Raw genomic sequence first — 20689 nt, 5'->3', positions numbered from 1 at the left:
AATAATCTACAAATCTCAATTTACTCCAGCAGCTTCGTTGATTGCCTTACAATCAGCTCCGGTTCAATTATTGCCGTTACAGTATTTTCTCTTGAGCCGGATATCCTTTTTAAAAGCAGTTCCAGCGCCTGCTCCGCTATAACGGCTATCTTATAATTCACGGTGGTAATGGGAACTTTAAAAAAACGACTCAATCCGATATTGTCGAACCCTGTTATCTTTAATCTTTCAGGGACGGATATTTTATTTTCTAAAGCCGCATTTATTATACCCGCAGCTGTCAGATCGTTATAACAAATTATCGCCTCCGGCAGACCGTTTTTCAAAAAGCGTTCAAAGAGATTATGTTCGCCCTCTTCACCGCTTACGTCAGAACAGACAAACCATTCGTCTCTCACTTTGATTATCTTATCCGCAAGTATATTTTTTAATTCACGGCCTCTCTCGCTCATAAATTTCGATTTTTTTTCAGCTTCCACATATCCTATTTTTTTTACTCCCAGGGAAATCAGATGTTCCACAAGCAGCAACATTCCTTTTTTATTGTCAATTGTTACCCTGTCATTTTCCGAATCAGCAGGGATCCCGCCGCACCACACTAGAGGAATTTTAAATCTGCTTTTTTCTAAGGCAATGTTAAGAGATCTTGAAGCAAGAACACCTACGGCTCCGTTTTTTACCAATCTTACTACAGCTCTACTTTCCTCCTCGACCGTTTCACCACTCGCAGCAACTGTAAGACCATATCCTTTTTCGTTTGTCAGTTTCTCAACACAGGAGATCATGTCGGTATGAAAAGGGTCTGAAAGATCCGGAGCAATATAACCGATAATTATTCTTTCTCCCGGTTTTCTGAGAATAAAACTGCCTACTGAAGGTACACAGGAAAGCACACCTTCATTAACAAGGACGCGTACAGCATTCTTAATAGTAGGCCGGCTGACTTTTAGTTCCCCTGAAAGATCCGCTTCGCTTGGCAGCTTAGAATTTACAGAATATCTACCGCCAGCAATTTTCTTTCTTATTTTCTCAGCTATCTCCCTATATAATAAATCCACCCTACCTCCGTTATTACTGGTATGTTACTGGTAGTATACATCAATATTTCATTTTTGTCAATAGGCAAAAATGAAAAAGGACTGTAAATTGCTCCCTTACAGTCCTTTTTGCTTATATTAAATTCAGGATCTTTTAGCCCGTATGCTCTGCGTTGATAAGCGCGGATCCAACTTATTGCTTAACTATTTATTTACAATCTGATATATCGGTAAATAACGATAGTATATTTCCAGACATAATACTGCCATCGCAGTTGTATAATTGAAGCCGATTTTATTTTCAAGACCCTGCTTTAAAGGCTGAAAACTCCCATCCTGGTTTTGCTTTGTTACAATGAATTCTCTGAATGTTTTATTCCAATCTTCCCATTTTTTTCCGCCTATTTGAAACAGCGCCAAATTATTGTAATACATCTGATAATAATCCACTTTTGATATATCCATACATAAACTGTCAGTCAATTTTTTAATCAACGGATCATCCGATTTTCCCGTAATAAAAAGACAAAATATTGCAATTGGTCTGGTTGCATCTGTAGCACTCGCAAAGGCCCCCTGTGTCATGTAGCGGCCATCTGTTTTTATAACATATTTTGCCGATGCCTCCAGAGCATTCTTAATTTCCAATTTAAGTATGTTGCTATAGAAGGCATCCTTAAGCGCCATTATAGCCCAACCGCTTACGGACAAATCACTATCTCCGCTTCCGGGTCCATACCTCCAACCGCCTTTGTTAGCTTCGGTTTTTTCAACTTCTTGCGCCGATATAATTATTTTTATCGCTTTTTCCAGATTCGCTTTTATATTACTCGCCCCTCCTACTGCGAACGCCTCGGATAATGCTATTGATGCTATGCAATGAACATACATTGTTTCCGGCTTATATGTCGTATCTCCGCTGATATAACCATTGGGAGTCTGCTTCGAAACTAAATATTTAATTGCCTTTTGCAATGTTTTCGCATATTTATGAGGAGAATCCACTCTATACCCTGCACCTAAAAAAGCTAATGTTGCAAAACTGCTAATTGCTATTTCCGGTTCTCTTACCTGCCAGCCTTCAAATACTTTTGGCTTGACTTCCCATGAACCGTCGGCATTTTGTTTCGCAAATAGATATTCAAGACCTTTATTGACCGAAGTTTCCGTCATCGGAGATCCGCCATATTTCTTTGCCATTTCCGTCCTGTTCATTCTGGCAGAGAAAATACCGATACCCGCACCTATTCCTTTACCGATACCGGTACCCATACCGCCGCCCTCACCGCCTCCGGCTCCGACAATATCCAGCGGCTTAATAACAGCGCTTGACTGATTTTTATCAGCCATCGTTGTGTTAATAACGACTTTAGCGTCAGTAACCTTGATCTCTTGCTTTGTCATTGAAGGAATATCGACAGATTTTGAAGACGGAAGTTGTTTTTGTGTTTCCCACTCCGGCGTCTCTGCCTTTCCGCCGCCGCCCATTTGAAGGATACCTCTAAAAACTGTTTTCCTCATTGTCGGATTTACTATAACTATTCCACTGACTAAAAATAGTATCAACAAGTGCGCAGTGAATGAAACAAAGAAAAACTTTGATTCTTTAACCTTTTCTTTAATTCGCTTTATCAAACCCATTAGACCTCCTCTCTATCAATTATAAGGACCTTTTATTCTCAACTTTTAATTATTGTAATTTTACTTTCTTTAATCCGATATTTTTAAAAACACCGATATTGAATGAGGGGATATATCATCCTTAAACACCTCAAATAATTTATTTATATCGTCTATTACTATATTTCTCACTCCTTTATCGTGTATTATTTTCTCTAAATAGCTCCCCTTGAATGACAATATACTCTTAAGTACTTTTTCATAATCCGATATTACGAATAATTTCTTTTGTTTTATTGCTCCGGCTAATTTCCATTTAAAACTTTTTCCGTAGTTTACTATCGTTTTTTCCGTCTCTTTTGATGAGATATATATTGCAGGCTTATTGCCTTGATATATGAATTGCAGGCCAAATATTGTTTTGCCGCTTCCGGGAGGGCCTTCTATAATGATAGAATTGCCCCTGTAAATTCCTCCATCAAGTATTTCATCCAGCCATTTTATTCCTGTTGATATCAATTTCATATTACTCTTCCTTCCTTTGAGCCTAAAGAGAGCACTCGAGGAGTTTCTTCCCTAATATCTTTTTCCTTCAGCGAATCTAAATCGGGATATGAAAACAGGCAAGATCCTTGTAAAATTTTAAACTGCAAAAGGGGAAATCACCGTAGCATTTTTGCGGCTTTTCTTCTAACTCGGGAATTGAGTCAATCTTTCCGCTTAAATATTCGTTTACTCTTTCTTTGAAGACATCAAGGCGTCCGAGAAGTCCGGCATACCGCAGATCAAGCACATCCAATCCAAATGGCTTTCTTTCTTTAAGCCAGATAATTCTTTGAACCTGCCAGAGTTTTTTAATTCTCTTTTTTAGTTCTCCGGCATCTTTTACCATTTTTTTTAAGGCAGTATTATTTCCGGAATTGTAAGCTTTGTAGGCATTTTGTTTAAAATCCGCTTTTAATCTTAAAACATCAGCAAGTAAAAGAGGAAAGCTTAAGAGATCTTTATTTTCTTTTTCTTCCGTAATTGCCGACTTGATCGTCTTGTAAGCTTTTTCATAGTACGGGTTTAGTTTTCTCCCAAAAGCATGTCCCGAAAATATACCGGTTATAGGATCATCATAGAGAAAAGCCCTGCCGACAGAAACTGGAGTACGCAAATACGCGCTTTTTTTATCCGTCACATCAAGAACCCACGGAGAGACTAATGCTTCAAATGAGTTTCCTGAAATAATTTTTACCTGCTTTTTTACAAGGCCCTTATCCGCTTTTTTCGACCAGCAATATTCGCTATGAAGAACAAGCGCCGGCCAGCTGGCATCAAACGGAGCTTCATTCCCGTCATCACCCCAGGCCGTAATAAGAGATTCCGTAATACCATGTTCGGAAGCTACAGGCATGAAAAGATCCAGATTGTTCTCTGCTTTAGGATATATCGGCCAAAGCCTGTGCCAGTTCCAGATCCCGGGAGAGATCATCGGATTAAAACCGGCCGCTTCATATTGTTTAATATAATTATCATAGACTTCCTTCTTTGTACTGTAATAATCCCAGTACACTACTTTAAGATCTTTTGGAATCAACTTTCTTTGTTCCGTAGTAAATGGTTTTGAACCGCAAAAGCCTACCATAGTATCCCCGTAAATCATCGGCTTTAACCTGAGTTTTTTGCAAAGTTTCATAACTCTTATGGTATGTTTAACAAACAACTCTCTCGGATCGTTTACTTTTCCCGGTAAAAAAGCATTTCCAAGCCCCAAACCGTGCACCTCGTCCATGCTCAGATGTATCCTTTTTGATCTGAAAGGTTTTGTAGCGCTTTTCATCATTTTTTCAAGCAAAACATAGCTTTTTTTATATCTAACATTAAAGCACCGGTCATCATCTTTATATTCAAAATATTTATTATGTTTAAAAATATGAGGCATGTGTCCCAGGGTTTGGATACAGGGAAACATTTCAATCCCGAACATGAAAGCATAATCATCCAGCTCTTTCATCTCCTTCATGGTATATTTTCCCCTCAAATACCCGATAAGCGGTTCATTTTCGACTTCATAAGTATCTTCCGTATAAAAACAAAGCGCATTATATCCTAAGAGTGCAAGTTTCATTATCATCTTCTTTCCGGCTTCCACGGTCATAACGGCATTCCTGGAACTATCCAGCATCAATCCCCTGAATTTAAACGGAGGGATCTGTCTGATCTTTATTACACCCTTCTTATTCTTCTCCAACTCCACCATGAGAAGACCCAGAGCTCTGAAAATCTCACCCTCTTCGTTGTACATTACCGAAATATCTTTGCCAAAGGAGAACACAGAAAATCCTTCCGAGTCCCATTTACCAAAAACTATAGACCGTCCTTTCCCGTGAGTGAAATACTTTGGATAAGCCTTTACCAGTACAGCAAATGACTCTGTTCTTTCAAGTTTAACCTTTTGCATAAAACCCCCCTGTAATGAAACTGTTAGAACGTTGCACGTTATCACGTTACTCACGTTCCACATTAATATGGTATCTCTATATTGGCAAAGCTTTTCCTGCCTACATTAAATTGTCAATCGTCATTCGTAAATCGTAATTTTGTTTTTATTCCTTGCTCGTTTTAGACGCTACTGTTATACCTGCAAGAATCAGAACCATTCCAATAAAGGTAAACAATGTGAATTTCTCATGAAAGAAGAAGACGCCAAAAACTGCAGTCATCAGAGGGATAATAAACTGGAATAAACTTAGTACTCCGGCTTCAACATACTCCAGGGCATAATACCAGATGGTAAAACCGTAAGCTGTGGGAATCAGACCTATATAAATAATTCCAAGGAGCGGTAACGGCGAGAAAGCATCTGCTACCGGAGCTTTCATAAAGAATATCAATGCAAATATCATAAGCGCGCCAAAGATAAAATTCAAAGCAGTAAGATGAGTTGAATCCACATCCTTTACTTTTGCTTTTCCTATTACGGTATAAGCCGCCCAGCAGACCGAAGCGCCCAGCGCGAGAAGATCGCCTTTTATTGTTTCACTACCCAGCATTTTAAAAGCAAACCCGTTGTTAATTATAAGATAACAGCCCAGCAAACCCATTATTACAGCAAATATTTTAACTTTACTGATTTTTTCTCCCAAAAAAAGCGAAAAGAAAATAATAAAAAGAGTGTTTGAATTCATAAGTAGAGCAGAGTTAACAATAGTAGTGTATTTAATAGACAAAAATACCAGAGAACCCATTCCAAATACTCCGAAAAAGCCGAGTATAATAGCCAGCCCCCAGTGGTTTTTTAAAGTCATCCAAAAGGCTTTATCTTTTTTAACCAAAAGAAAAATTAAAAGCGCAACACCTGCAAAGAGGAACCGGAACGCCGCAAAATAATAAGGGCTAAGATCATAGTTGTTGTTTATCCATTTACCCAGCGGCCAAATAGTACCCCACGTAACACAGGCGATAACGCCGTACCATATTCCTTTTGCCTTGTCTTTCACTCTGCTCCTTTTTAAAGTTTAATCGGATTAAGCCACATAACCAAGGCATCTTCCTGATTATCAGTATAATATTTTTTCCTTACTGCTATCAAAATAAAACCGGCGCTTTCATAAAGTTTTTTTGCCGCTGTATTATTGACCCTTACATCCAGAGTTGCAAACTTAGCGCCTTCTTTCAAACCTTCTGTTAATAAGTGTTTGAGAAGTTGTTTTCCCAGTCCTTTTTTCCTATGCTCAGGATGAACTGCGATATTAACAATATTCATCTCATCTTGAAGAAGCCAAAAGCCTCCGTAACCGACAAGTAAATTATCCTCTCTGGCAGTAAAAAACCTCGCACTATTATTTTCTTTAATATCTTTTAAAATAAGAGCCCTCGACCAGGGCAGGGTAAATACGTTCGCTTCAAGAGCCGCAACAGAGTCTACGTCGGATTCGAGCATTTTAGCTATTTCAAGCATATTCCCTCTTCGTTATGTGCTCTTTTTACTTATTCCACTGATACAAACACCGACACTGGATCCTGGATAAAAACACTCCAGGATGACAAAACATATAACGAATACTATTTTAATGTTTTGTCACTTTCTTCTTTTACTGTCCTTTCTGCCCTTACTTCTCTTTCTTTCCCTGCTTTCCTTGCTTCTTTATTACTGCGTCCGGCTTCCTTATGTACAGGGGAAGAGTTTTATTAAAATCCTGCTTTTCACCTTTTTGGAGTTTTAAAAGCGCTAAAGCGCCAACTGCAGAAGCTTTGGGAAGAATATCAGGGAAAGAAGCATTCTTAAAGATTTTTTCAAGTTCTGCTCTGCACTTAAGAGTTCCGTTGCCAATAAATACTATTTTTTCGGATTTAATACTTTTCACTGTTTTTATTAAGGCGGTAAGGGATAGAGAATTTTCTGGAAGTATTTTTATGATGCCTTTACCGGTTTCAGAGTAAAGGGAAAAGTAATATTCCTCTTTTCTTGCGTCCAAAAGAGGGCATAGAAGATTCACTGACTTCATTTTTTTTCCTGTCAATTCAATAATATCTTTGCCGGATTTAGAATACAAATACGCAAGAGCATCAAGTGTAGGAATTGAATAGAAGGGTTTCTTTGCCGCATAAGCAAGGCCTTTTGCAAGAGAAAAACCGACACGTAGCCCGGTAAATGAACCGGGGCCGGCAGAAACAGCAATAGCATCAATAGAAGAAATATCAATACGGGCGATTTTAAACACTTTTTCAATACTACTCATAAGAGTCGAAGAATGACCAAATTCAATGAAAGAATCAGATTCAGCTAATACTTTATCCTCTGAAACTAACGCAACGCTTTCAGCGCTTGTTGCCGTTTCTACTGCCAAAACTATCATTTTCACTCTCTTTCTTTATTATGAATTTGTAGACCACTTCGCCTTTTTTTATAAGACCCAGCTCTTCTCTGGCAATCCTTTCCACGGATTTTAAGTCGCTGCGAAGGGCTTGTATCTCCGCTGTCGCTTTTCTGTTTTCTTCTTCCAGTGAGTTTATATCTCTCTCTATTTTTGACTTTTCAAGTTTTGACTGAACAAGGTGAACAAGGCCCGCATTGCCTGCCAGAAAAAAATAGGCAACAACGGCAAGCACCGTATATATCAATACTTTTATAAGTTTTTCTTTTAAAGGCCAATTACTGATTTTCACCCTGCCGACAGGGAGGACGGTGGTATTATATTTTCTAAAGCGGTTATTCTTTGACATCAAGCTCCATATTTTGAAAAAGATTCCACCGATTACAGTTCTACAGGATTCCACTGATACAAGCTTAAAACAGCTCTCAATAATCTTTTATACTTTTCTATATTTCACAGATTTTCTTAAAAACCAAGTACATACTTTTTTCCTAAATTTAATAAAGCATTAAGCTGTTTATCCGAATCTGACTCAGCATAAAGGCGTACCAGCGGTTCTGTACCGGAAAGCCGGATCATAATCCAATTTTTTCCGCCAAGCAAAAATTTATAACCGTCCAGCGTTATCAATTTTTCCACGGTATAATTACCGAACTTAACAGGCGGCTTTTTGGAAAGAGCAGAAACAAGTTTTTGTTTTTTTTCCTCGGTCAGCCGGACATTTCCCCTACCGGTTGCAATATAGCCGACTTCTGCATACAGCTTTTTTAAAATCTCTTTTATGGTCTTCTTTTCAGAAGCTACCATTTCCAGTACCAGCAGACAGGCTAATATACCGTCTTTTTCCGGAATGTGGCCGTAAATCGTTAGACCTCCGCTCTCTTCACCGCCTATTATCATAGACTCTTTAAGCATTACCTCCCCGATGTATTTAAACCCCACCGGAGTTTCTCTTACAGGTATCCCGTATTTTTCCGCCAGAGCATCAACGAGATGGGTAGTGGCAACAGTGCGAACCACACAGCCATTCCAACCCCTGCTCTTTTTCAGATAAACCATTAAGAGGGATAAGATCTCATTTGGAGTAATAAACGTCCCGTCGCGGTCAATAATACCGTACCTGTCCGCATCTCCGTCGGTAGCCAGTCCGATATCCAGCTTTTCTTTTTTTATCGCGGCATCAAGCTCGCCTAAACGTTCTTTATTTGGCTCAGGCGAACCGCCCCCAAAATACGCATCTCTATAGTCGTGAAACACTACAACTTTTTTACAGGATTCTGTAAGAAAAAGATCCAGATAATCTCTTCCGGTGCCATACAGGAGTTCCACTCCGACTTTCATACCCATTTTTTTTATCAGTTTAAGATCCACCTTGTTTCTAATAACTTTTAAATATTTTTCCCTTGGATCCAGGGAAACAACATTTTTATTATCCGGGGACAACACTTTAAGCAGAGGATCATTCGCGTAATTTTCAATTAACTTCGTAGTTTCCGGAAGCGCCGGGCCTCCCCAGGAAGGAGAGAATTTCATTCCGTTATAGGACGCCGGATTATGACTGGCTGTAATATTAATACCGCCTGCAAGTTTTTTCTTTATTATCTCACAGGAAATAACCGGAGTCGGAGTATCTCTTTGGGTAAGAAAAACCTTAATGCCATTGGCAGAAAGTACGCCGGCGGCGGTTGCGGCGAACTTCTCGGAAAGAAAACGAGTATCATAGCCTACGATCACTCCGTTTTTGACCGTTTGCTTCTCCTTTTCCTTCACATAGCGCGCAATAGCCTGCGCTACTTTAGAAACATTCTGAAAAGTGAAGTCGTCGCTGATTATCCCGCGCCACCCGGAGGTGCCGAACTTAATTTTCGCTTCCGTCATAGACGGTATCTCCTTCCGGGGCGCCCACTTTCTGCCAGGCCTTTATCATTTGTCCGTACTTGGTAATAAGTTTTCTCGCTGCTTCAGCGGTCTTAGCTTCGGCATTAAGATGAAATAAAGGTTTTTCACCGTCAGGCAAGATCATTATCCAGCCTTCTTTTTCGAATATTTTTATCCCGTCGATAAGCTCGGCTTTTTTATCTTTGGCATATTCATTTAATTCCCGCATCACGGTGCCTTTGGTTTCCCATTGACAGGCAACATATTCACGGATTATTTTAGATTCCGGCACCTTTTTAATTATATCGGAGATCTTTTCATCTACTACCGCCATAGCGTCAAGTATTTTCACAACCGACATCATAGCATCCAGGGACGGCATAAATTTAGGGAAGATATAACCTCCGAGCGCTTCCCCGACAAAATCAACTTTTCCCGAAATAGCTGTTTCCATCATGCTGCGATAGCTCGTTTTGGTACGGATAACTTTACCTCCGTGTTTTGCGGCTATTTCATCGATTGCTGAAGAAGCAGAGATAGGCACGGCAATAGTTCCGCCCTTATTTACTTTAAATTGAAGATAGGTCAGGAAACAAAGCGCCTGGTCACCGCTCAGCACTCTTCCCTTTTCATCAACAATAAATATTTTTTCCGCGCCGGCATCCAGCATAATCCCTAGGTCGGCTTTCAACGTGGAAGTTATATTCGAAAGCTGTTCTATTGATTGATTAAATTCGTTCGCCGACTTTGTAAGTTTTTTTTCATCCAGATAAGAATTGAGCGACACTACATCGCATTCGAGTTTTCCAAGTAGCGACGGAAAGATTGTGGAGGAGCTTCCAAAACCATAATCTATCACGAGTTTAAATTTTCTTTTTCTGATAGCTTCTTTATCCACTTCATGGAGAAATCCTTCTCTGTAATGATCTATGGCATGCGAAGGGAAAGAAACTTCTCCGACTTCCTGGAATGGGGCGCGTCTAAAATCTTCCCTGAAGAATAAGCCCTCTATACTTTTTTCTTTTGAGGAAGCCAGATCAATACCCTGGTCGTCAAAGAATTTAATATCCACTTTCTCCGCGTCAAAGGGAGACATTCTAACGTGCATTCCCCCCACACTTCTTAGCGGCTTTAAGACATATCTTGCAACACCTATAGGCGTAACCCCGATATCAAAAACATTTACACCTGAAGAAAGAAGCCCTGTCATAAAAGCACGGTTTGTCATTCTGGAAATCCTGTGATTGTCTCTGGAGGTGATTATTGAGGAACCTTTCGGTACTCCGGCTCCGTAGGCCGCTCCAAGTTTAGCCGCAAACTCCGGAGTAATCTCTATATTTGCAAGACCGATAACACCGTATTCCGAGAATATGGTGCGGGACCATTTATCCCCCCAAATCAGACTGGTAGAAAGTATCGCGCCGCTTTCAACATTTTTATGCGGCCAAAGTTTTACATTTGCTTTCAAAACAGCTTCATCACCGATTATGCAATTATCTCCTATTACACAATTCGTGTGAATAGCTGCCTTTTTACCGATTTCCACGGCATGACACATGACACTTTCAAAGACAGTCGCATCCTGCCTGACAAAACTTCCGGACCAGAGAACGCTATTGGTAATTTTTGCGCCTTCTTCAATTATGCAGTTATCACCTATAGTCGAGTTCTCAATTATTACATTTGCTTTTATTTGGACGTTCTTTCCGATAACCACGGGATTTTTCAGTACTGCAGTCGGGTGGATCTGAACACCTGCTTCTATCCATATACCTTTGCCGACTTTGTTTGTCTTTTTACCGGGAATTATAACATCAACTTTCCCGTCCATAATATCATAATGCGAAATTCTGTATTCTGACAAACTGCCGACATCCTTCCAATAACCCTTCGCCACATAGCCAAAAAGCGGCATTTTCTTTGCAAGCATAAGCGGAAACAGGTTCTTAGAAAAGTCAAACTCCCTTTCCTCCGGAATAAGATCCAGAACTTCTTTTTCCAGGATGTAAATACCGGTATTTACCGTATCGGAGAATACTTCTCCCCACGAGGGTTTTTCCAGAAAGCGCACTATCTTTCCGTTCTTATCCGTAATCACAACTCCAAAAGCCAGCGGGTTATCCACACGCGTAAGAACAATGGTTGCCAGAGATTTTTTCTTTTTATGAAACTCTACTGCCTTGGTAAGATCAAAATCAGTAAGCACATCCCCGCTCATGACGATAAATGTTCCATCTATATATTTCGTAGCATATTTCACGCAGCCGGCAGTGCCCAGTTCGGACTCTGTCTTGATATAATCCATCTTTATCCCAAAATCAGAACCATCTCTGAAATAATCAGATATAGATTCCGGCTGGAAATATAAGGCGGAGATCATCTCCGTAACCCCGTGTTTTTTCAGAAGGTCTACGATATGTTCCATCATAGGTTTATTAGCGACTGTAGCAACAGGCTTTGGAATATTACAGGTAAGCGGACGAAGTCTCGTCCCAAAACCACCGGCAAGAATAACAGATTTCATCTAAACCTCCTCCTTTATCCAGCTAGCTTCGAATACAAATATAAAAATATTCACACTTTAGCAACCTTCTTCTATATTGTATTATACTGAATGGATTTAGTCAATTAAAGTTTAATGCCGCAGCTCACGTAATAACATCAGAAGTAATAGGTTAAAATGATATGGAAATATTTTTTCTTGTACTTTCTTTTCCTGTTTTTCTTCCCGCCACAAAACGCTGGCGACCAGGCTATACTTTTTATCTTCTGTACTTACTGTATTTGCTGTTTGTGCTTCCCTTACTTTACTTGCTGTCTTTCTCATTCGGCGGGGGCGTTTTCAGGCCAGATTACTTTACCGTAATAGCCCAAATGAAGTTTTTTTATATCCTGAAAAAACCTGCTGTAGCGGTTTTTTGCCTGATCCGCGATCCAGGGGTCTTTTATCAGATCCTGTATTGAAGCCAGGTCCTTGTTGCCTTTTTTATAAAAGAAACATCCGACTTGCGCATCAAGCGGAACGTGTTGTCCCTTATAATGCACAGCCATTATCATATGGCCGCTTAAACCCAGAATATGACCTGTCCAGCATTTCTTTGTACTGCCTATTCTTAACTTTTCCAACACTCCGAGTAAAACATCCGCATAACTTCCGCATTGGGCATTTTGAAATCTGAGAATTGAAAGAGGTGTTAAGTTATCTTCAACAAATGCTGAGATATTCACATAATTCATAAACGCCGGCTGATGTATTAAATAAACTGCGCCCAAGAGCCTGTCAATATCATTATGAAATCGATGGTGGATAAAATCAGCTATTTTTTTTAGCACACCCGGCTTCATCAAATTAAACATAATTTTTTTATCTGCGCTTCTAATGCAAAAATCCCCCGGCGCCCCTTGTGCCGTGTTAACTCTTTCAAACAGGGGTAAACTTGACATGATATACCGTCTCTTATTGATATAAAAATCAGGATCCTCCGGTTTGGGATCCTTAAAGCTATGAGCAGGCTGTGCATAAGCAAGTTCCATACCGTTTTTAAATGAAGCATGAAAATCACCGCTGTAGGATATTTTTCCGTCTTGCTCCAATATTTCAACTTTTATTTTAAGCCAACCCCCTTCCAGCGGATCAAGCCTATACAGAAGGCTTATATCCTTCTTCTCCTCCGGCTTTAGCTCAAACTTTACAGAGTTTCCCGAATAATAATCATATTGCTCCCCTGTAAGAACAGTGACTTTTAAAATCATTTCTGCCGTATCTTTTTTAATATTTCTTATTGTCACGCAAAGTATATTGTCCGCATCCGCATACATATTATCCAAAAATATTTTTTCAACTCTAACGCTCTTTTTTTCTAAAACCATGTCGTTAAAAACCCAGGGGGAATGAATACTGTTGCCGTTAAAAATATCCGTAGTTACAGTTTTACCCTCGCTTGCTCTGTTTCTCAGAAAATTTATACCCAGAACCATTGAGGGATCCATCTCTATTCCAAGAGATCTGTATGGGATCTTCACAAGCGTAACCCACTCTGTTTTTGTTATCTTTATTTTTGATTCCCATTTCAGATTAGCCGGTTCTCCGCTTACTTTTCTTTCATATCTTACTCTGCCCTGCCCTGCGGTCATTAGCGAACTTTCCTTTTTACCCAAAGCACTTGTAACGAACATATAATATTGTCTGTGACTATGCTTTGGATCGATCATTAATTCGACAGTATCATCAGTCCAATAAGGCGGTTCTTTACGGTATTTTCGTAAACCTTCCTTTCTGTCAATCTTGCTCTTAAAAAGTATAAACAAATCCTTTGTGGTGGAGAACAACAAAGCTGCGTCTCTTTTATCATTAAAACTTTTAAATATAACTGCTTTTTTAACAGGAAAATTATTCAAAGTTATCTTTTTCCCGTTAAACTCTTTTAAAACCGGGCAATTAATAGTGTAAAATTCCGATTCCCACGGAAAAAAACTTAAAGGAAGCCATTTGTTCTCTTCTTTTTTCATAATTCACTCCTGTTTTTAAAGCATACAATTACTAAGACAATATATATCATGATTTAAGGTATAAGAGCAAGTCAATAAGAGAACCCGAAATCCGGAGTAGAAAGCATGCTGTTGTTAACTTGCAAAATATTAAGAGTTTACGGGATTTCGGGTTCGATTACGCTTCCGCCAGTGATATAGGGCGGATCACTCGATGATCCGCCTAACATAATTGGCGGATCTTTTGATGAGATTGAAAAGCTACGGGATTCCGCTGATTATGGAATAGACATGAAGATTTCATTAATTTCTAATTTGAATAGTTCTACTTAGTTTTTAAAAGAGGAACCGCCCGATTAGAGGCGGCTCTCTTTACTTAAGGCAGAATGACCCTGTTTCTACCCGTTTCAACTAACCGGAATATCATACAAATTTTCATCAGAAGCGTTTTCCTGCTTTGATCCCTTGAACGTGTGGCGATTTGTATTTATCGGCGGTTCGACATCATCATCCGTATCCTGCTTCGCATCCGGCCCGTAGCTCCCTATAAGATAGTTATTCGCCGTCTTTGCGCCTTCAGATTCATTTACAGCTCCGGAACCTGTAGACAAACGATACCTGTATTGCCGGCCCCAGGTGTCTTTGTCTCCGCCTTCCCCCAGATACCCTTCATTAATAGTTACAAGCAAATTATCAGGATAATACTTATAATGTGTGTAGTACAGTTCCAGCGCCGATTGCACGCCTTGGAGCGAGGCCACACAAGATCTTACCTCTGCTTCCTGCCTGGCCCTCAGTAAATCCGGCACAACTATAGCAATCAACAATCCGATGATCGCTATAACAATCATCAGTTCCAGCAGTGTGAACCCTTTTTGTTTTCTCATAGGTACCTCCAGTAGTCAACTGCAGTTGATAATAACTTCTTTCCTCTTCCAATACAAGATTAACACAACCAATTGTAAAAAATGTCACAGAGGTGTAATAACAAAAACAGAGGCATGGATGCGCAGATGCTCAGAGGCGCGGCAAGAGAAGAAGATAAGACTATGTATTTTTTTTATCAGCGGAATCCGAAAGATTTGTAATCGGCGAAATCACTGCCGGCTTCAAGTTTCAGCCTTAACCTTCAATTTAGTTTGTATGCAAAAACAATCCGTCGCTATGGAATAAAAAAAGCCCGGGAGGGGGTCAGCCATCCCGGGCATAGGGTCGGTGATACTTTTCAATATTTTATTTCTTGTCCCCCCTTATTCGCAAACTACAGTTAATAATACTCCAGTATATTAACTATTCTTCTGAAACGCCCTCACCGGTTGATTCAGAAGCAGTTCTATTGCTCTTAAAAGAATGCCGCTTTGTATTAATTGGCGGTTCAACATCATCATCCGTATCCTGCTTTGCGTCCGGCCCGTCGCTTCCTATAAGATAATTATTCGCAGTCTTTGCACCTTCAGATTCATTCGCAGCTCCGGAACCGGTGGCCAAACGATATCGGTACACCCTGCCCCACGGATCCTTGTCGCCGCCTTCCTGCAGATACCCTTCATTTATTGGTGTCAGTAAATTGTCAGGATAATATTTGTAATGTGTATAGTAAAGTTCCAGCGCCGACTGCACGCCTCGAAGCGACGCCTTACAGGATTCTATCTCCGCCTGCTCCCTCGTCTTTAGTAAATCCGGTATTACTATAGCTATTAACAATCCAATAATCGCTATAACGATCATCAGTTCCAGCAGTGTAAAACCTTTCTTTCTTCTCATAAACTCCTCCGGTAAATTACAATTTACTATCTGTAATAAATATATCAAAAAGTAACGAACAAATTGTCATCAAATTGTATTTTTTTCAGAAAATACGAGAGATTGACTTTTGCAGTATTTGCCTTTATTTACAAAGGGTTTTATTGAATAAATTTGTAGCCGACACCATATATTGTTATCAAATGCCTTGGATTCCGGGGGTCTTTTTCTATTTTTGACCTCAATTTTACGATAAAATTATCTACAGTCCTGGTAGTGGGATATTCATCATACCCCCAAACCTCATCTAAAAATGTATCCCTGGAAATGACTTCCTCGCGCTTGGATATGAAGAACTTAAGTATCTTAAATTCTGTCTTTGACATATCAATTATTTTACCGCTTCTTTCTGCTTTAAATTTTTTAAAATCTATTTTTATATCGTCAAAGGCGATTATCCCCGAACTTTCTTTTTCATCGCTTCTTTTCTCCATCCTTCTGAGTAAGGCTTTCACCCTGGAGACTAACTCCAGCACCGAGAAAGGTTTAGTAACATAATCATCAGCTCCAAGTTCCAATCCTACCACCTTGTCGGTTTCGGTACTTTTTGCAGTCAGCATAATAATCGGAGTCTGATTACTTTCACTCCTTAATCTTTTACAAACCTCCAACCCGTTCAATTCAGGAAGCATAATATCCAATAAAACAAGATCCGGCTTTTTTGAGAGGATCATTTTATAACCCTGTAGTCCGTCTACGGCTGAAACAACCTTAAAACCTTCCTCCAAAAAAGTATCACGGAGCCCCTTTCTTATGGGTTCTTCATCTTCTACTATCAATATCGTCTTCATATAAGCCTCTTTGGATTAAAAAAAACGCTGAACGTACTGCCTTTATCTTTTGCACTTTTAAGTTCAATACGCGCTCCATGATCTGCCGCAATCTGTTTTACTATTGATAACCCTATGCCTATGCCCTTTTTTGTCTTTACATAAGGATCACTTGACCTGTAAAATTTTTCAAATACAGCTTCTTTCTCCTCTTCATCAATACCAATGCCTTTATCTTTAACCGAAAGGCACACTTCGTCCCCTGCTGCGGCAACTCCTACTATTATATTTCTGTTATCCGGAGAATATTTAATGGCGTTGTCAATAAGATTCATAATCAGATGATTTATCCCTACTTCATCGCCGGGGATGAGCGGAACTTTATGAGTAAGCAGTTTTATCCTGTAACCATACTGCAAGGCATAAGGTTTCACCAGCGCTACCGCTTCTTCCGCTACTCTTGATAAATCCACGGGATTAGAGGTTCTTTGTTTCAGCCGGTATTCTCTTCTGGAGAATTCAAGAACATTATTAATAAGAAAAGACAACCTCTCGCTTTCCGTTACTATTGTTTCAATATAGGATCTTAACTTCTTTTTATCCTTTATTTTCCCGCCTTTCAGTAATTCAGAATACATCTTTATGGAAGTGAGAGGAGTTTTCAAATCATGTGAAACCGTGGCAACAAAATCAGACCTGAGTCTTACCACTGCGGATTCGCTTACCACCATAACAATCGCGACATATAGAGCAACCACCATAAAAACAGACAGAAATATCATTATCTCAACATATATCTTCACTTTACTTTTTCTTTGAAATTCCACATTCTCAAGACCTTTATCCTTTACTCCGACTTTCCAAAAAGTAAATATACTTTTTAAATCCTTTCCGTTAACCTGAAGTTTCTTTCTGTCAATCTTTTCAGAATATGCAACAAGTATTCCGTCCTTGTCGGTAACTTCAATATAGGCTTCAAGAGGTCCGGAGATCTCCCTTATATATTTTTTTAATATTTTTTCAATTTCTGTAATATCATACTCGACCACCAGATAAGCAGGAGTATTAATTACACTTACTGCATAAAGCTCTTTTTTCCCCCCTGCCGTTTTTTTATTATTAAATTCCGGATTCGAGCCAAAATATCTCACTCTGTTTTTACCCGCACTTTTTTGTTTATACTCATAAAGCGCCGCATCAATGTAACTTACTCCTGTTCCGGCTTCTAAAGACAAAACAGAATATACATTCTTAATATACATAAGGTAAGGTCGTTTATTATTTATTTCTTTCAAGGAATGAGTCTTATCTGCTCTTCCGGAGAATTCTTTAATTACCGCGCCTTCAGCCTCGAATAAAATATTTTCCAGGCGTTTACTGATTAAATTCATGATACTGAGCCGGTATGCCTCCTGACGTCTCACTATAGATTGTGTTTCAACAGTGAATATCTGATATCCGAAATAGGCAAAAATAATATTAACCACTACAATAAGCAGAACCAGAATAAAAAGTGCTTTAGTCTTTTGCATACCTGATTCTACCATTTTTTTTTAATTGTATCAAACTGCTTTTTATGGTAAAAAACATCATGGCATTTATGGCTTTTTTGATACCTTTGTACGTGTATCTGATGACCCTGGCACCTTCAATCGTTGCGTCAGGAGACTCAGCAGAACTCACAGTAACAGCCTGGCAAATGGGCATTGCCCACCCGCCCGGGTATCCTTTATATAATTTACTCGGTAATTTTTTTATACATATAATGCCCTGTTCAACTATTGCTTTCCGGGTTAATCTTTTTAGCGCTTTTTTTGCCTCTCTGGCTTCAGGGCTTATTTTTCAAACTATAAAAAGACTGACTAAAAGCAGTATCATTTCATTAACCACCGCTTTGTTCTTTGCCTTTTCACCGCTTATATGGAAATACGCAGTTTTAGCCGAAGTCTTCGCTCTTAACTCTTTCTTTGCGGCACTTTTATGCTATATTGCTGTAAGATGGGAAGAGGAGACTTCTCAAAGCAAGTTTTTACTTTTTGTTTTTATTTTTGGCGCGGCCCTGGCACATCATCAAACAATGCTTTTTGTGTTTCCAGCCGCAGTATTTCTCTTTTTTACTCAAATAAAAAAACCAAAAAGCTGGGTTCCCGCGATTATTCTCTTTATCACGGGTTTGGCCTTTTATCTTTACCTCCCTCTTCGCGCTGCTGCTGCTCCGGAAATCAACTGGTTCAACCCGCAGACCTGGGAAGGTTTTAAGAAGATTGTATTAAGAACGATTTACGGTTCCCCCGCGCTGAATCTCTCTCAACTTTCTTACTTTAACAACAGCCCGTTCTATCATTATCTCAAGGAGCTCTTTTACGGGTTTTTTATTTTGGGCGCGTTTATCGGATTACTCGGATTTTACCGGCAAATCAGGAAGGGTCTTTGGTTCTTTTTCATTGCCTTCTTTTTCACGGGCCCGGTTTTCATATTGTTTACAAAATATGACAACAATCCCATATATTTCAATATCATCTCCCGTTTTTACCCGCTCTCTTTTATTTTTCTCGCAGCCGGTATAGGCACAGGTTTACACTCTTTGTCTCAATATTTAAGCAAGAAAGCTCTTCTTTTGCTTCCTCTTCTTTCCTTGCTTCCTTTGCTTTTTAATTATTCCCGATGCGATCTTTCAAAGAATTTATTCTTGGATAATTTTTGCAAGGCCGCGCTCTACTCCTCGGGAGAAAAGCAAGCTATACTCGTCGTGACGGGAGACTCTACCATCATGGGATTTGACTATCTGCAGATGGTGGAACAGAAAAAAAGAGAAACAAAGATCTTTTCCCTCGAAAAGCTTTCGCACAAGTGGTATGTAGACCAGCTGAAAATTACGAACCCTTCTATTATTTTTCCATTTGAGCGGATCCAAATTAACGAAACTTTGGAAAGCTTCATTACGGCAAATGAAAGAGAATACGACTTTCATGCTATCGGCATAACAAACGAGCGTTTGGGAAAGACTTACAGACAAATCCCTTCAATTATTGGTGCACACCTCAAAAAACAAGAAGCAAAATTTGAAAAATATTCAGATTCAATAAGATATATAGAATCAAAAGTTTCAATTCTTGATCTTACCCTTCATTCAAAGGAAAACGACTTTGAGAAAGAACTCCATACCTACATCGTCAGAGCTTACACAGGCACAGGCTCAGAATTTCAGGTCGCAAACGACAATACAAACGCTTTAATTTATTATAATCGCGCGTTATCTCTCGATCCTTCATTTTATGGAGCCTGGAAGAATATGGGAGTACTTTATTACACGCTTGGAAAAAATAAAGAGGCAAATAATGCTTTTAGAAATTTCCTAAAATACGCCCCATCAGATGAGAAGGACAGAAAGACGATTGAGAATATAGTGAAGCAGTAGAAGATAGTTCATAAGGTTTTTAAGGTTTGTAAAATTTATAAGGTCTAAAATCATTGAAAAATATTAAGTAAAAGCAGGGAAACTATCACGCAGTTTGTCGAAAGATCTCGTCAGAACTTGGACGGATGACTGTACCCCGAGGATGGTCTAAGCGAAGCGCTAAAAGAACCTATTATTTAACAAATCCTGATAATTTCTCTATTTGGCTAACAATTCCCTTCGCTACCATATAATCTTCATTTTTGAAAGCTTCATCCTCCCGCCCTGCGCAGCAACGACATTCTGGGTACCGCTATAAACCGTGGTTTTGGTCCAGTCGTCAGTAGTGAGTACCGTACCGTTTGTATCACTCTGTGTTGTATTTGAATCAGAAAATCCTGTATTACCGGTATACGCCAGATTGGCGGCACCGCCGACAGGAAGAGTTCCCCGCCAGATATCCCAGGTAGACTGGTTACCATATATTACAGTACCTCCAAGAACCATCCCCGAAGACATAGGAAACGCAAGGTTAAACTTAAAAGGAGAATTTACCCCGGTTCAATAAGCCCCTGAATCTATCGTAACTCTGCCCTTTGTCGTCAAAAAATAAATTGGCCGGATTCCTCAAGATATCAAGCCCGTTAATTTCTCTGTCAAGGATAACACCTTCAAGAGAACTTCCGTAATTTAAACCATCAAATCTGTCCCCTGCGAAAACAGGAGCTATTAAAAAAACTGCAAGTAAACCAACGATCAATTTTTTCATGATTTTATATCCTCCGTTATCGATTTTGGATAAAAAAAAAGAAAAACCACCTCCCATTAATAATG

General features: G+C 39.4%; 20 protein-coding genes. 1 reads left to right on the top strand and 19 read right to left on the bottom strand.

The features are described 5' to 3' along the window. Positions 1–20: 20 nt before the first annotated feature. The 17 genes from A2536_10045 to A2536_09965 all read right to left on the bottom strand — a co-directional run bounded on the left by A2536_10045 (position 21) and on the right by A2536_09965 (position 18165). Positions 21–1058, bottom strand: coding sequence for a hypothetical protein (locus A2536_10045; protein OGF46628.1), 1038 nt, complete (start codon positions 1056–1058; stop codon positions 21–23). Positions 1059–1241: 183 nt separating this feature from the next. After that, the gene (locus A2536_10040; protein OGF46627.1) at positions 1242–2678 is read right to left on the bottom strand and encodes a hypothetical protein; all 1437 of its coding nucleotides are present in this window, start codon (positions 2676–2678) and stop codon (positions 1242–1244) included. Between the two features lie 69 nt (positions 2679–2747). After that, positions 2748–3182 (bottom strand): hypothetical protein, encoded by a 435-nt coding sequence (locus A2536_10035; protein ID OGF46626.1) that lies wholly within the window; start codon positions 3180–3182, stop codon positions 2748–2750. Positions 3183–3258: 76 nt separating this feature from the next. Next, positions 3259–5103 (bottom strand): hypothetical protein, encoded by a 1845-nt coding sequence (locus tag A2536_10030; protein ID OGF46625.1) that lies wholly within the window; start codon positions 5101–5103, stop codon positions 3259–3261. Between the two features lie 145 nt (positions 5104–5248). Beyond that, the gene (locus A2536_10025) at positions 5249–6142 is read right to left on the bottom strand and encodes a hypothetical protein (protein ID OGF46624.1); all 894 of its coding nucleotides are present in this window, start codon (positions 6140–6142) and stop codon (positions 5249–5251) included. 11 nt (positions 6143–6153) lie between these two features. Beyond that, positions 6154–6603: a ribosomal-protein-alanine N-acetyltransferase gene (locus A2536_10020; GenBank protein ID OGF46623.1), complete on the bottom strand. Its 450-nt coding sequence runs from the start codon at positions 6601–6603 to the stop codon at positions 6154–6156. Between the two features lie 151 nt (positions 6604–6754). Beyond that, a complete protein-coding gene (locus A2536_10015) occupies positions 6755–7501 on the bottom strand; it encodes a tRNA (adenosine(37)-N6)-threonylcarbamoyltransferase complex dimerization subunit type 1 TsaB (protein OGF46622.1) in 747 nt (248 codons plus the stop codon). Continuing rightward, the gene (locus tag A2536_10010) at positions 7464–7775 is read right to left on the bottom strand and encodes a hypothetical protein (protein OGF46638.1); all 312 of its coding nucleotides are present in this window, start codon (positions 7773–7775) and stop codon (positions 7464–7466) included. Before A2536_10010 ends, A2536_10015 begins: the two co-directional genes overlap by 38 nt. A 209-nt stretch (positions 7776–7984) precedes the next feature. Beyond that, a complete protein-coding gene (locus A2536_10005; protein OGF46621.1) occupies positions 7985–9397 on the bottom strand; it encodes a hypothetical protein in 1413 nt (470 codons plus the stop codon). After that, the gene (locus A2536_10000; protein ID OGF46620.1) at positions 9378–11921 is read right to left on the bottom strand and encodes a nucleotidyltransferase; all 2544 of its coding nucleotides are present in this window, start codon (positions 11919–11921) and stop codon (positions 9378–9380) included. The genes A2536_10005 and A2536_10000 overlap by 20 nt, the downstream gene beginning before the upstream one ends. Positions 11922–12032: 111 nt before the next feature. After that, positions 12033–12224 carry a hypothetical protein gene (locus A2536_09995; protein ID OGF46619.1) on the bottom strand — a complete coding sequence of 64 codons (192 nt, stop codon included), beginning with the start codon at positions 12222–12224 and terminating at the stop codon, positions 12033–12035. Then, entirely contained in the window at positions 12221–13906 is a 1686-nt protein-coding gene (locus tag A2536_09990; protein ID OGF46618.1) for a hypothetical protein, read from the bottom strand. The genes A2536_09995 and A2536_09990 overlap by 4 nt, the downstream gene beginning before the upstream one ends. Before the next feature lie 386 nt (positions 13907–14292). Next, a complete protein-coding gene (locus A2536_09985; protein ID OGF46617.1) occupies positions 14293–14772 on the bottom strand; it encodes a hypothetical protein in 480 nt (159 codons plus the stop codon). A 403-nt stretch (positions 14773–15175) separates the two neighbouring features. Continuing rightward, the gene (locus A2536_09980; GenBank protein ID OGF46616.1) at positions 15176–15649 is read right to left on the bottom strand and encodes a hypothetical protein; all 474 of its coding nucleotides are present in this window, start codon (positions 15647–15649) and stop codon (positions 15176–15178) included. A gap of 140 nt (positions 15650–15789) precedes the next feature. Further along, complete coding sequence (locus A2536_09975) at positions 15790–16479, bottom strand: DNA-binding response regulator (GenBank protein OGF46615.1); 690 nt, start codon at positions 16477–16479, stop codon at positions 15790–15792. Then, positions 16476–17990: a hypothetical protein gene (locus tag A2536_09970; GenBank protein ID OGF46614.1), complete on the bottom strand. Its 1515-nt coding sequence runs from the start codon at positions 17988–17990 to the stop codon at positions 16476–16478. Before A2536_09970 ends, A2536_09975 begins: the two co-directional genes overlap by 4 nt. Further along, positions 17977–18165: a hypothetical protein gene (locus A2536_09965; GenBank protein OGF46613.1), complete on the bottom strand. Its 189-nt coding sequence runs from the start codon at positions 18163–18165 to the stop codon at positions 17977–17979. The genes A2536_09970 and A2536_09965 overlap by 14 nt, the downstream gene beginning before the upstream one ends. Between A2536_09965 and A2536_09960 the strand changes: the two genes are divergently transcribed. Next, the gene (locus tag A2536_09960; protein OGF46612.1) at positions 18158–19876 is read left to right on the top strand and encodes a hypothetical protein; all 1719 of its coding nucleotides are present in this window, start codon (positions 18158–18160) and stop codon (positions 19874–19876) included. The two genes, A2536_09965 and A2536_09960, sit on opposite strands and share 8 nt — an antisense overlap. A 222-nt stretch (positions 19877–20098) precedes the next feature. Here A2536_09960 and A2536_09955 read toward each other — a convergent pair whose 3' ends face one another. Both A2536_09955 and A2536_09950 read right to left on the bottom strand, forming a co-directional pair. After that, positions 20099–20374 (bottom strand): hypothetical protein, encoded by a 276-nt coding sequence (locus A2536_09955; protein OGF46611.1) that lies wholly within the window; start codon positions 20372–20374, stop codon positions 20099–20101. Between the two features lie 19 nt (positions 20375–20393). Then, entirely contained in the window at positions 20394–20681 is a 288-nt protein-coding gene (locus A2536_09950; GenBank protein ID OGF46610.1) for a hypothetical protein, read from the bottom strand. Positions 20682–20689 lie beyond the last annotated feature (8 nt).

This window comes from Candidatus Firestonebacteria bacterium RIFOXYD2_FULL_39_29 (genome assembly GCA_001778375.1).
Classification (GTDB): domain Bacteria; phylum Oederibacteriota; class D2-FULL-39-29; order D2-FULL-39-29; family D2-FULL-39-29; genus D2-FULL-39-29.
This window is presented reverse-complemented; position numbering and strand designations above follow the sequence as displayed.